Here is a 12,046-nt window from a genome sequence, read left to right as displayed (position 1 = left end):
TCTCTCTCACCCTTTCATTTGAGGAAACATCCATGTTGAACGCCCTGTGGAACCCGATCGTCGCCGGGGAGATCTCCCTGCCGCACCGCCTGGCGATGGCCCCCCTGACACGGAACCGGTCCACACCGGAGGGTGTGCCGACCGACCTGAACGCCGAGTACTACGCCCAGCGCGCCTCGCACGCCCTCATCATCACCGAGGGCACCCAGCCCAACGCCGACGGCCAGGGCTACCCGGTGACCCCGGGCATCTACACCGAGGAGCACATCGCCGGCTGGCGCAAGGTCACCGACGCCGTGCACAAGGCCGACGGACGCATCGTCATCCAGCTCATGCACGCGGGACGCATCGCCCACCCCGACAACACCCCCCATCACCGCCAGCCGGTCGCCCCCTCCCCGGTCCGCCCGTCGGGCGAGATGTTCACCGCGACCGGGCTCAAGGAGATGCCGGTCCCGCGCGAACTGTCCACCGAGGAAGTCGCCGCCACAGTCGACGACTACCGCCGCGCGGCGGCGGCGGCCATCGCGGCCGGCGCCGACGGCGTCGAGATCCACAGCGCCAACGGCTACCTCCCGCACCAGTTCCTCGCCACCAACACCAACCAGCGCACCGACCGCTACGGCGGCTCCATCGAGAACCGCATCCGCTTCGCCGTCGAGGTCGCCACCGCCGTGGCCGACGAGATCGGCGCCGGCCGCACCGGCATCCGGATCTCCCCCGGCAACCCGTACAACGACATCGCCGAGAGCGACACCCACGAGCTGTACCCCGCCCTCCTGCGCGCCCTCGCCCCGCTCGACCTCGCCTACCTGCACATCCTCCACGGCGGCGACGACGAACCCCTGCACGCCCTGCGCAAGCTCTGGCCGAACACCCTGGTCCTCAACCGGGCCGGCACCGACATCGCCACCCGCGCCAAGGACGTCGAAGACGGCGTCGCCGACATCGTCACCGTCGGCACCATGGCCCTCGCCAACCCCGACCTCGTCGAGCGCGTACGAACCGGCGCGCCGCTGAACACCCCCGACCCCGCCACCTTCTACGGCGGCGACGCGACCGGCTACACCGACTACCCCACCCTCACTGCCTGACAAACCACGGCGATACCGGTCCTGACGGGCCGGTATGCCCGGATGGCCCATGGAGGTATCACATGTCTGATCACGCTGCAGTCGAACTGAGCCCGGAAGCAACCGCGTTCGCGGATTTCTTCGCCGCGATGGTGATTCCGGAGTCCGAACTGGACGCGCTTCGCACCCGGGTGGAGAGCTCCCATCTCATGGCGCGGGAGCCGGAAAACGTCACCTACAGGGAGGTGGACGCGGGTGGCGTGCCGGGTATCTGGTGCGAACCCGTCGACGCCAACACCGACTACGTCCTCCTGCACGGTCACGCCGGGGGTTCCGTATTTTCGTCGGCGGTCGTCGACCGCAAGCTCGCAGGCCACATCGCCAAGGCCGCCGGGGCGCCCGTACTGGTCATGGACTTCAGGCGGGCACCGGAACACAAGTACCCCGCTCAGGTGGACGACGCGGAGGCGGCCTTCAACTGGCTGCTCTCCGAAGGGTACGCGCCGGGAAGCATCATCACGATCGGCCACTCGATCGGCGGGTTCATCGCCGTCGCCCTGGCCCTTCGCCTCCGCGACAAGAAGCAGCCCCTGCCCGGCGCCATCGTGTCGATCTCTCCCTGGTGCGACCTCGAGATCGCCAACAAGACCATGGAGACCAACGCCGGGACGGACAAGATACTCAACAAGGAGCTGCTGGCCTTCTTCCGGGACGCCTGGGTCGGCGGCACCGGCATCGAGTTCACCGACACCAGGATCAACCTGAACCGGGCGGACCTGAGCGGTCTGCCCCCGACCCTCGTCTCCTGGGGCACCTACGAGGTCCTGGCCGGCGAGGACGAGGAGTTCGCCGCCCGCGTCAAGGACGCCGGAATCGACACGACCACCGTGGTCGTCCCCGGAGGCCAGCACTCGTACGTCTACGGAGCCGGCCGCGTTCCCGAGGCCGACGCCGCCATCGCACAGATCGGCGCGTGGGTCCGGGAGAAGACGAAGCTCTGACCGACCCGGCTCGGCAGTCACAAGATGTCGGCTACCGGCCGTCCGGCGAAGTTCTGCGTTCTCCACTTCGGCCACGTGTTGCCCATCCTCCTTCGCAAGGAGGAGAACGGCTACGTCGTCAACACCTGGTTCGTTGCTCTGGTGAAGCGGGCACAGACCCTGGTGACGAATGGCGTCGCCACGCCCGAGGGTGTGGACCGCACGTACATGATCGGCGGCCGGCATCGGGGCGTCGGGCATGTTGGACAGGGTCGGATTGAAGTCCGTGCACGCCGTTCTCCCCTACTGGTGGAGGGAGAACGGCGATGCGCGGATGAGCGTCACCGCGGACTACCTCAACAAGAACCTCCCCGACCAGGGGCTGCTTGGAGTACGACCGGCAAGAGCTGCCACGGCTACCCGACCCGGCCTGCGCACGCCCGGTTCCCTGGTCGTCTCCGGCATGTCGACCGCCCCGGACACCGTGTCTCGGACCTTGCCCCAGTAGCCGACGAGTCGTGCCGACGGAAGCGTTTCCCCAGCTGGCATCGGCGAGTTTCCCCCCACCTCGGCATCTGTACCCACACGGAACCAGTGAGGACATGACAAGCGACAGCGACACCGACATCCGCCCGTTTCGCATCGACATCGCGCAGGCCGACCTGGACGATCTCCACGACCGTCTCGGCCGGGTCCGGCTGCCCGACGCGATTCCCGGCACGGGGTGGGAGATGGGTGTCCCGGTCGACTACCTGGCCGAGTTGGCCGAGTACTGGCGTACCACCTTCGACTGGCGCGTCTGGGAGAGGCGGCTGAACGAACTGCCGCAGTTCACCACCACGATCGACGGCCAGAACATCCACTTCCTGCACATCCGCTCACCAGAGCCCGACGCCACCCCGCTGGTCCTCACCCACGGCTGGCCCGGCTCGTTCTTCGAGTTCCTGCAAGTGATCGGCCCCCTGAGTGACCCGCGTGCACACGGCGCCGACCCCGCTGACGCCTTCCACCTGGTCATCCCGTCCATGCCCGGATTCGGGTTCTCCACCCCGGTCACCCAACGCGGCTGGGAACCCACACGGACAGCCGGCGCCTGGGCGCAGCTGATGGCCCGCCTCGGCTATGAGCGCTACGGCGCTCAGGGCGGCGACTGGGGCTCGTTCGTCTCCCAGGCACTGGGCCACGTCGATGCCGACCACGTCATCGGCGCGCACGTCAACTTCCTGCCGTCCGATCCCGTCGGAACACCCGCGGAACTCGATCGCCTCAGCAAGGACGACAAGGCCCGATACGAACGCAACCGGAGAAGGTGGGACGACCAGTCGACCCGGCCGCAGACCGTGGGTTTCGCGCTGGCCGACTCTCCGGCCGGGCAACTCGCCTGGATCGCCGAGACGTTCCAGATATGGACCCACAACCCCACCGGCCGCCCTGGGGGCGCAGTCGACCGCGACCTCATGCTCGCCGACGTCACGCTGTACTGGCTGACCAACACCGCAGCCTCATCGGCCCGCCTCTACTACGAGGTCGCCCACTCCGACGAAGCCAACTCATCGAGCTACCCTCTCCACTCGCCCACCCCGCTGGGCGTCGCGGTCTTCCTGAACGACTCCCTCCTGCCCATCCGTGCCGTCGAGGAACGCGACCACATCGTGCACTGGACCGAGTTCGACCGCGGCGGCCACTTCGCCGCCATGGAACAACCGGAACTCCTCGTCGGCGACATCCGCACCTTCTTCCGCGAACTGTCCCACTGAGTCGTCTCAACGCTGCCTCCCTTCCCCGCCGGGGGATGCGTAGGTGGCCGGGCGCGGGCATCCGGCCGGACAGTTGGCCGGTTGCCCGGCGGGTCTGTCACAAAGTCCTTTGACCTGGGTGCGTGCTACCGACTGCCGGTGACTCTCCGACCGGAATTGCCGATCCGTACGGCGAGGCCGTCGATCAGTAGCTCGAGTCCGTCCTCGAACTCGGCGTCCGCGTCGCTGACCGCCAGATACGGGGCGATGGAGGTCAGGAGGGGGTCGCCCGGCGCGGTGATCTCGGCGACGCGCTCCCGCACCCGTTCGGGGCCCATCGCGCCCACGGTGAGCAAAAGGCCTCGCATGATCGAACCGACGACGAACGCCGTGCAGGCGCGTAGCGCGTACACCATCTCCCCCGGCTCCGGCCCGAGTTCGGCGAAGCCGGTCAGGGCCGAGCGGACCGCGCGCAGAAGGGCCGGGACTGCGAGGGACGGGTGCACACCAGGGGGGACACCACGGACGGCCGATCCGCGGCCCGTCGCCACCCCGCTCCCGCACCGCTTTCAGCACCCGCTCGAATTTGCTTCATCCGCAGTCCCGTGAACGTCTCCACAGCCTTCTGCGACACGCTTCAGAGTACGCCGGTGGCGGCCCGGTAGGCCCTGGGCCCCATCCCCTTCCAGCGGCGGAACGCCTGGGAGAAGCTTGAGACCTCTTCGTATCCGAGCCGCGACGCGATCTCGGTGACGCGTAGTCCATGGCCGAGGAACTCCTCAGCGAAACGCTCGCGGACCTCGTCCAGCAGGACACGGAAGGACGTGCCTTCCTGCGCGAGCCGATGCCGTAGGGTGCGTGCGCTCATGTGCAGCTGATCAGCGACCTGCGCCGCACTCGGTGGATCCGAAAGGTGCGCGACAAGCACGTCGCGGACCTGACCCGACAGGCCGCCACGTGCTTTCCGGCGTTCCAGGCTTTCGCGACAATGCTCCAGTGCCTGCGCCGTCGTGAGCTCGTTTGCCTGCGGCAGCGGAACGTCCAAGAGGCCGGCATCGAACACCAACGCATTCTGGTCGGCGTCGAACTCCGGCGCGATGCCGAACACGTCCCGGTAGAGCTTCAATGCCTGCCGCGGCGGCGGGAAGGCGAAACTCACTCGGTCGAGCGCACGGGGCGTGGCGAAGATGTCACGCTGGATGGTCTGTATACCCGCTGCTTCACGTTCGACCGCGAAGCGCCGCAGCTCGGGCGCCAGGTCGTCGCAGCTCAGGACCAGATGCACCTCACTGCCGACCTGTCGTGCCTCGATCTCGCACAACGCGAAGGTCAGGTCCATGAACCGCAGGCCGACATCGAGGGCCGAACGAAGCGTCGGGCTGCTGATGAGCGCGAAACCCCACATGCCGTACGACGTCAGGCGAAAGCGCGTGCCGACCTCGATCCCGAGCCCGGGCGGGTTCCCGAGCGCACGAGCGAGGTTCGCCGAAACGGCGAGCTCCAGCTCCGCGGTCACCTCGAGCGCCGGGTCGGCGAGCTGATCGGGCCGCAGACCAGTCCCGGCCAGACAGGTGTCGAGTCCGACCCCGCGCTCCTCGCCGAATCGTGCAGTGAGCAGGGTCCCCACGGGAGCCGCCATACGCGCCGATCCATCACGAACCCGACGCTCTCATACATTGCCGATCCGAGTAAGTATTCGGCCGCTGGGAGCCTCTGCCGGACCCGGGCGGTTTCCTAACGTCAGAACCAGCGAGGCGAGCGGAACGGAAGCCACGACCGTGCCTACCGCCGACGATCTGAAGGTTGGTTTCAATGACGAAATCCATCATGGGTGTCGACGACGGCACGCAGGGAACGCACTGGCTCAGCGATGGAACGTCCGTGCGGATGCCGCTGCTGACCGAGCGGGCCAGCTCGTTCGTCGGACACTTCCTCATCGACGCGGCCAAGGTCGAGGCGCTGATGCCGGAAACCGACGTTCGCCCCGTTCTTGTCACCCCGGAACACGCACTGATCACCGTTCAGGTGATGGAGTACCTCGAGAAGAACCTGGACCCGTATCGCGAGTTCGTCTGCGGTATCCCGGTCCACCGGTCACCCGGTGAGAACGTGCCGGTGGCCTCGATCACCGAGGCGGACCAACTCCCCGGCAACGGCACATACATTGTCCACATCGCCGTGGACAGTGCTCAGGCACTCTTGGTCGGACGCGACGTTCTCGGCTTTCCCAAGGTCACGGCTGATGTCCAGTACTCGGACAGCGCTACCGAGCGGATCGCCGAGGTCAGCCAGGACGGCGTCCCGATCTTCACGTTGGCGGTCGAGCGCTCGGACGGTCCGCACGAGACCCTCCGCCGCGACTTCCACTGCTACTCCGTCAGCCCCGTGGACAACGCGATGTACCACGTTCCGTACCAGCTCGAGGCGACCGCCACGATCCTGCCTGGTCCCGGCCACGCTCGACTCGTGCTCGGCTCCCATCCGGTCGCGGACGAGCTGCGGGAGCTCGGTGTCTCGGCACACTCCGTCGGCGCGATCTTCGTGCCCCAGTACGCCTTGGTGTCGAACCTTCCCGACAAGGTGGTCCCCCTGCCGGAGTGGACGGAATGGCGCAGCGCCTTCCGCACCGAGCTCGACCCCATCGGAGCGGGGTCCGCGAGTTCATGAACGGCGCCCAGGCACTGATGCGAACGCTGGTCGATGCCGGCGTGACTACGTGCTTCACCAACCCCGGCACATCGGAGATGCACTTCGTTGCCGCCTTGGACTCCGAGCCGAACATGCGTGCCGTTCTCGCTCTGTTCGAAGGTGTGGCGACGGGCGCCGCGGACGGATATGCGCGCATGGCTGATCGCCCCGCGGCGACGTTGCTGCACCTCGGGTGCGGACTCGGGAACGGGCTCGCCAACCTGCACAACGCCCGTAAAGCCAAGGTGCCGGTGATCAACATCGTCGGCGATCACGCTACGCACCACGTTCCGTACGACACCCAGTTGCAGTCCGACATCGAGACCGTCGCTCGTAACGTCTCCCCCTGGGTTCGGACCTCTCGGTCCGCGCAGGAACTGGGTCGCGACGCCGCCGAGGCGATCGAGGCCGCTCACGGATCACCCGGGCAGGTCGCCACATTGATCCTGCCCGCTGACGTCTCGTGGAACGAGGGCGCCGAGCCCGGCGCACCGCCGTCGGTGACGCCACCGTCAGCGGTGCCGGCGACGTCGATCGCGGGGGGCGCCGCGGCCCTGGCGGTCCGCCAGAAGACCGCATTGCTTCTCGGCGGCCGCGCACTTCGAGCAGACGCCCTGCGCCTGGCGGCCCGGATAGCGGGAGCAACCGGGGCGACACTCCTCGGCGAGGTCTTCCCGACCCGGTGGGAGCGTGGGGCCGGCGTCCCACAGGTACAACGCCTTGCCTACCTCGCCGAGTTCGCGGCAACGCAACTTGAGGGATTCGACCACCTGTTGCTCGTCGACGCCAAGGCACCCGTGTCCTTCTTCGCCTACCCGGGCAAGGAGAGCTGTCTCGTTCCCGACGGGTGCGAGGTCCATGAGTTGGTCGCACCCACCGACGACATTCAAGGGACCCTGCAGGCGCTCGCGGATGCCGTGGATGCGTGGGAGGTCCAACCACCGGTCGCGCGGCCGTTCAGGCCGGACAAGCCGACGGGACCGCTCACCGCGGACAAGGTCTGTCAGGCGATCGGCGCTGTGCTCCCCGAACACGCGATCATCTCCGATGAGTCGAACACCTTGGGGCTGTCCCTGACCGCGCACACCGCAGGGGCGCCACGCCACGACGTACTCACTCTGACAGGTGGTGCGATCGGCCAGGGGCTCCCGGTCGCCGTGGGCGCGGCTGTCGCCTGCCCGGATCGTCCGGTCTTCGCGCTCGAAGGCGACGGATCCGCGATGTACACGATCCAGTCCCTGTGGACCATGGCGAGGGAGCGGCTCGACATCACCGTCGTGATCTTCAACAACCGCTCCTACGCGATCCTCAACCTCGAACTCCAAAGGGTCGGCGCCGAGGCAGCGGGCCCCAAGGCGAAAGCCCAGCTGGATCTGGGAGATACCCACCTCGACTTCGTTCAGATCGGCGAAGGGTTCGGTGTGCCCTCGGTCCGTGTCGATACCGCCGCGGAACTCAACGAGGCACTCGAACGGGCGATTGCCGAGCCCGGGCCACACCTCGTCGAGGTCGTCGTACCCACGTTGGCACTCTGAGCGTGGAGGCGCCGGGGATGAGGGTTCACCACCTCAACCGGGGCAGCACCCTGTGCGGGGTCTGGTCCCGGGAGGCCGGTTCCCTCGAGATGAACCGACCTCGCGCACACTCCCCAGCGAGCAGCTGGCAACCCCATCGACAACATCTGCTGGCCGGAGGAGGAGCAGGAGAAATGAAGCTCGCCTGGCACGACACCGACGTCGTCGACTTGCCGACGACCGGCACCCGCATCACCACCTTTGACGGACTCGTCGAGGTCCCCGGCGGCTACGGCGCCAAGCTGGTCTGGGCCCGGACCCGGGCGAAGGACTTCCGCGCCGAGTTCGCCGCCACCGGCACTCCGGACAGCGTCACGACCTGCGACCTCATCACCCTTCCCTACCCGACCAAGTTCGGCCTGTTCCGGGCCAGTTCTGCCATCGCGCCGTTCGTGGCGATCACCAACCGCATGCTGGTCGTACGGTGGACGGAGAGCGACGGGCGGCAGCGGGTGCTGCTGTTCGAACCCAGCGACCACGAACTCGGCCAGAACACACCGTACTTCGCGGCGCTCGCCCGACGCACTCCGGGGATGTTGCGGTCCCTGCTCGTCACCGAGCACGGCACGGTCCTCGGCCATCTGGCCCGGCTCGGCATCCGGCCGGAGGACGTCGACTATCTCCTCTTCGACCACCTGCACACCCAGGACCTGCGCCGTTGGGTGGGCACCACGAGCCCGCAGCGCGACCTCGACGGCGACAACGCGGTCGAGCCCGCCTTCCCTCATGCCAAGGTCATCGTGCAACGGCACGAGATGCTGTCCATGTCCCAGCTGCACCCCCTCCAACAGCCCTGGTACCAGCCGGAGACGTACCAGGACGTACGTCCGGACGCCTTCCTCCCCGTCGACGGCTCCCTGATCCTCGGCCCCGGGGTCGCCATCGTGGAAACCCCGGGGCACGTTTTCGGCAACCAGACCCTCGTCCTCAACACCGACACCGGCATCTGGGCCTCCAGCGAGAACGCCATCGCCGCGGAGTGCCTCACCCCCGAGCACTCGCGCATGCCCGGTATCGCCCGCTGGGCCCGCAACTGGCGGCAGGAGGTCGTCCTCAACGCCAACACCATCGAGACGACCGCAGACCAGTACAACTCACTCATCCTCGAGAAGACGCTGGTCGACCGCTCCCAGACCGACCCCCGCTTCCTCCAGTTCTTCCCGTCCAGCGAGCTGACGGCCTCCTGGGCCAACCCCGGCACCGCACCCACCTTCACCCACAAGGCGATCACCCACTCATGAGCACTGACGACATCCGCAAGGCCCGCCAGAAGCTCGTCCTGGACCACTTCCACGACGAGGTCCGCCAGGACTGGGACGACGTCCTGGCCACCTTCCCCCACCCACGCTACGAGCTGATCCCGACCATGACGGTGCACGACGGCGACCGGGCCGTCCGCGGTTACTACCACGGCAGCCGTGCCGCCTTCCCCGACCAGGACCACGAGATCATCGCTCTGCGCCACACTGACGACGCCGTCATCGTCGAGTTCTGGCTGCTGGGCACCCACCTGGGCCCCCTCGGGGCGATTCCCCCGACCGGCAACCGCTTCCGGGTGCGCATGACGGCGTACTTCATCTTCGACGCCAACGACGACCTGGTCTGCGAACGCATCTACTTCGACAGCCTCACGCTCCTGAAACAGCTCATCGGAGGCCTGGACATGAGGCGACCGCGGAACTGGATCCTGGCCGCACGCTTCGTGCGGGGCCTGCTCAAGGAAGCCGGCGGCGAACCCGACCCCGCCCTCGTCCACACCCCGAAAGCCGTACTGCCATGAGAGTCCACCACCTCAACTGCGGCAGCATGAAGCTGGCCGACATGGTGTGCCACTGCCTCCTCGCGGAGACCGAGAGCGGCCTGGCCCTCGTCGACACCGGCTTCGGCCTGGACGACGTCTTCGACCACAAGCGCGTCGGACCGGCCCGCCGGATGATCCGGCCCGTGTTCGACCCTGAGGAGACCGCCGCCCGCCAGGTCGAGCGGCTCGGTTTCCGGCGCGAGGACGTACGGCACATCGTCGTCACCCACTTCGACGTGGACCACATCGGCGGCCTGTCCGACTTCCCGCACGCCCAGGTCCACGTCACGGCAGCCGAGGCTCTCGCCTCGATGATCGCGCCGTCCCGGCGGGAGAAACTCCGCTACGAGGCCGCCCAGTGGGCGCACGGCCCGAAGATCGTCGAGCACACACCGGACGGGGAGCGGTGGCGGGGGTTCGCAGTGGCCAAGGAACTGGACGGGATCTCCCTGGGGATCGTCCTGCTCTCCTTGCCGGGCCACACCCGCGGGCACGCCTGCGTCGCCGTGGACGCCGGCGACCGCTGGATACTGCACGCGGGCGACGCCTTCTACCACCACGGCACGCTCGACGGCCGCTCACCGGTCCCCACGTCCCTGCGCGCCATGGAGCGGATGGTCGCGTACGACATCAAGCGCGTCCGCGCCAACCACGCCCGCCTCGCCGAGCTGTACGAGCGGGGCGAACCCGACCTCGTGATCGTGAACTCCCACGACCGGGCGCTGCTGGAGAAGACGCGCGCAGGACACCCTGCGTGAGTCGGACGTAGCGCCGACCGGGCAAGGCCAGGGCGCCGGACGGCCGTCGACGGCACCCGATACGCGCACCACCCGAGGTCTGTTGGGAGAACGGGGTCGGATCATGAGGTGCGCCGGGTCACCGTCGGGCCGGCCCCGGAGGCGTTCGGTGGTGATGACCGGCAGTCGGGTCAGGCGGCACTTCGCACGGTCAGAAGGGGCCAGCAGGTGTCTGATCCGGTGTCAGCGGTCTGCCGCCCGAGTCGCGTGCCGACGTTTCGGTCGGCGCGGTCAGACGGCGAGGAAGCTGGCCACCTCGGTGGTGAAGGCCTTGACGTGCTGGAACAGGAAGGCGTGGCCGGCGTCGCTGTAAAGGACCAGGGTGGCCGAGTGGAGGTGCTGGACGGCGATGTAGGAGGCAAGGGCGGGGGCTATCACGTCGCGGACGCCGTTGGCGTACAGGACGGGCCGCTTGATGGCCTCCAGGTTCGCCCGTACCTGCTCGAAGGGAACCGCCATGTACTTGGCGATGGCATCGCGTTGGCGCATCGCCGCTGTCTCGGACACGGCGGGGCCGCCGGCGGCCAGTCGTGTCGAGACCTTGGTGAGGTGCTCGATCCCGGCGGCGCGGCCCGCGGCGGTCTCGGGGAAGAACAGGTAGAGCATGTCCTCCGCGCCGGCGTCGGGCTTGGACATGATGCCCTGCACCTTCTCCGCCAAGGGCGGCGCCTCGGGCACCCGGCCCGGACTGCTGCCCGCCACGACCAGTTTGCGGACGAGGCCGGGCCGCCGCAGCGTCACGTGCTGGGCCACGAAGCCGCCCATGGACCAGCCGAGCAGATCGACCTGCGCCAGGCCGAGGGCCTCGATGAATTCGATGGCTCCGTCGGCGAATCCTTCGACGGAATCGCGCGGTTCGCCGGGCGTGTAGCCGATCCCGACGTTGTCGAAGAGGATCACGTCGTGGTCGGCGGCCAGGAGATCCAGGAATTCCGGGTCCCACCAGTCGATGGTCCCGCGGAAGCCGCTCACCAGGACCAGGGGGACGCCGCCCCGTGGCCCGATCCGCCGGTAAGTGAACGTTGCGGAAGCGCCTTCCACGGACAGATCCTCGGCCTTGTCCGCCAGATAGGTACTCATGAAGGGTGCTTCTCCCTTTTGCCGGTGCGCCCGAGAAATGAGGTCTGTTGAGGCGGGCGTCAGCCGGCCGCCTTGTCGGCTTGCGGATCTCTTAGCGAGGACCCGTCCGTGAAACGGCGGGGCCTATCGCGCGGAGGGGTGACGACGGGGCAGCCGACGGTCGGCGTGGTCACGGCTTGGGTCGGTGGTTACCGCGACGACTGCCCCTGTCGATGGTTGAGTTCTCCTCACCGTCCTGTGCCGCCGCCCTGACGTCGATGGCGCGACGGCGCGGGAGCGGGACACCGGGCATCGGCACGCAGCGCGGTGCGGATTCT

Annotated in this window: 11 protein-coding genes and 1 pseudogene; 8 read left to right on the top strand and 4 right to left on the bottom strand. The window is 68.1% G+C overall.

All coding sequences use genetic code 11. The features are described from left to right. The first annotated feature begins 32 nt into the window (after positions 1-32). From ACIRVK_RS35940 to ACIRVK_RS35930, 3 genes are all read left to right on the top strand, one after another. Entirely contained in the window at positions 33-1,094 is a 1,062-nt protein-coding gene (locus ACIRVK_RS35940; protein WP_404254694.1) for an alkene reductase, read from the top strand. Positions 1,095-1,156: 62 nt separating this feature from the next. Further along, positions 1,157-2,074 carry an alpha/beta hydrolase gene (locus ACIRVK_RS35935; RefSeq protein ID WP_404254692.1) on the top strand — a complete coding sequence of 306 codons (918 nt, stop codon included), beginning with the start codon at positions 1,157-1,159 and terminating at the stop codon, positions 2,072-2,074. Between the two features lie 581 nt (positions 2,075-2,655). After that, positions 2,656-3,810, top strand: coding sequence for an epoxide hydrolase family protein (locus tag ACIRVK_RS35930; RefSeq protein ID WP_404254690.1), 1,155 nt, complete (start codon positions 2,656-2,658; stop codon positions 3,808-3,810). 125 nt (positions 3,811-3,935) lie between these two features. Here ACIRVK_RS35930 and ACIRVK_RS35925 read toward each other — a convergent pair whose 3' ends face one another. The 3 genes and pseudogenes from ACIRVK_RS35925 to ACIRVK_RS35915 form a co-directional block, all read right to left on the bottom strand. Beyond that, complete coding sequence (locus tag ACIRVK_RS35925) at positions 3,936-4,295, bottom strand: TetR/AcrR family transcriptional regulator C-terminal domain-containing protein (protein ID WP_404254688.1); 360 nt, start codon at positions 4,293-4,295, stop codon at positions 3,936-3,938. A gap of 4 nt (positions 4,296-4,299) precedes the next feature. Continuing rightward, positions 4,300-4,384, bottom strand: a pseudogene (locus ACIRVK_RS35920) (IS5/IS1182 family transposase); the annotation flags it as partial. Between the two features lie 42 nt (positions 4,385-4,426). Continuing rightward, complete coding sequence (locus ACIRVK_RS35915; protein ID WP_404254686.1) at positions 4,427-5,416, bottom strand: AraC family transcriptional regulator; 990 nt, start codon at positions 5,414-5,416, stop codon at positions 4,427-4,429. Positions 5,417-5,601: 185 nt separating this feature from the next. On the opposite strand from ACIRVK_RS35915, the gene ACIRVK_RS35910 reads away from it, so the two are divergent. The 5 genes from ACIRVK_RS35910 (at position 5,602) to ACIRVK_RS35890 (ending at position 10,610) form a co-directional block, all read left to right on the top strand. Beyond that, complete coding sequence (locus ACIRVK_RS35910) at positions 5,602-6,456, top strand: acetoacetate decarboxylase family protein (RefSeq protein ID WP_404254684.1); 855 nt, start codon at positions 5,602-5,604, stop codon at positions 6,454-6,456. Then, complete coding sequence (locus ACIRVK_RS35905; RefSeq protein WP_404254682.1) at positions 6,453-8,012, top strand: acetolactate synthase large subunit; 1,560 nt, start codon at positions 6,453-6,455, stop codon at positions 8,010-8,012. The genes ACIRVK_RS35910 and ACIRVK_RS35905 overlap by 4 nt, the downstream gene beginning before the upstream one ends. A 173-nt stretch (positions 8,013-8,185) precedes the next feature. After that, positions 8,186-9,292, top strand: coding sequence for a hypothetical protein (locus tag ACIRVK_RS35900; RefSeq protein ID WP_404254680.1), 1,107 nt, complete (start codon positions 8,186-8,188; stop codon positions 9,290-9,292). Beyond that, complete coding sequence (locus ACIRVK_RS35895; RefSeq protein ID WP_404254678.1) at positions 9,289-9,831, top strand: ester cyclase; 543 nt, start codon at positions 9,289-9,291, stop codon at positions 9,829-9,831. The genes ACIRVK_RS35900 and ACIRVK_RS35895 overlap by 4 nt, the downstream gene beginning before the upstream one ends. Then, positions 9,828-10,610 carry an MBL fold metallo-hydrolase gene (locus ACIRVK_RS35890; protein ID WP_404254676.1) on the top strand — a complete coding sequence of 261 codons (783 nt, stop codon included), beginning with the start codon at positions 9,828-9,830 and terminating at the stop codon, positions 10,608-10,610. Before ACIRVK_RS35895 ends, ACIRVK_RS35890 begins: the two co-directional genes overlap by 4 nt. A 270-nt stretch (positions 10,611-10,880) precedes the next feature. Here the strand turns inward: ACIRVK_RS35890 and ACIRVK_RS35885 are convergent, their stop codons facing one another. Further along, positions 10,881-11,729 carry an alpha/beta fold hydrolase gene (locus ACIRVK_RS35885; RefSeq protein WP_404254674.1) on the bottom strand — a complete coding sequence of 283 codons (849 nt, stop codon included), beginning with the start codon at positions 11,727-11,729 and terminating at the stop codon, positions 10,881-10,883. Positions 11,730-12,046: the final 317 nt, after the last annotated feature.

It is taken from the genome of Streptomyces sp. NPDC101152, assembly GCF_044768275.1.
Taxonomy (GTDB): domain Bacteria; phylum Actinomycetota; class Actinomycetes; order Streptomycetales; family Streptomycetaceae; genus Streptomyces.
Note: the sequence above shows the minus strand (reverse complement) of the source record. Positions and strands in the feature narration are given on the sequence as shown.

What these genes read in the sequence shown, in the direction of transcription:
- ACIRVK_RS35935 (WP_404254692.1), top strand. Translation starts at nt 1,157, where the DNA reads ATGTCTGATCACGCTGCAGTCGAACTGAGCCCGGAAGCAACCGCGTTC.
- ACIRVK_RS35940 (WP_404254694.1), top strand. Translation starts at nt 33, where the DNA reads ATGTTGAACGCCCTGTGGAACCCGATCGTCGCCGGGGAGATCTCCCTG.
- ACIRVK_RS35930 (WP_404254690.1), top strand. Translation starts at nt 2,656, where the DNA reads ATGACAAGCGACAGCGACACCGACATCCGCCCGTTTCGCATCGACATC.
- ACIRVK_RS35890 (WP_404254676.1), top strand. Translation starts at nt 9,828, where the DNA reads ATGAGAGTCCACCACCTCAACTGCGGCAGCATGAAGCTGGCCGACATG.
- ACIRVK_RS35885 (WP_404254674.1), bottom strand. Translation starts at nt 11,729, where the DNA reads ATGAGTACCTATCTGGCGGACAAGGCCGAGGATCTGTCCGTGGAAGGC.
- ACIRVK_RS35905 (WP_404254682.1), top strand. Translation starts at nt 6,453, where the DNA reads ATGAACGGCGCCCAGGCACTGATGCGAACGCTGGTCGATGCCGGCGTG.
- ACIRVK_RS35895 (WP_404254678.1), top strand. Translation starts at nt 9,289, where the DNA reads ATGAGCACTGACGACATCCGCAAGGCCCGCCAGAAGCTCGTCCTGGAC.
- ACIRVK_RS35910 (WP_404254684.1), top strand. Translation starts at nt 5,602, where the DNA reads ATGACGAAATCCATCATGGGTGTCGACGACGGCACGCAGGGAACGCAC.
- ACIRVK_RS35900 (WP_404254680.1), top strand. Translation starts at nt 8,186, where the DNA reads ATGAAGCTCGCCTGGCACGACACCGACGTCGTCGACTTGCCGACGACC.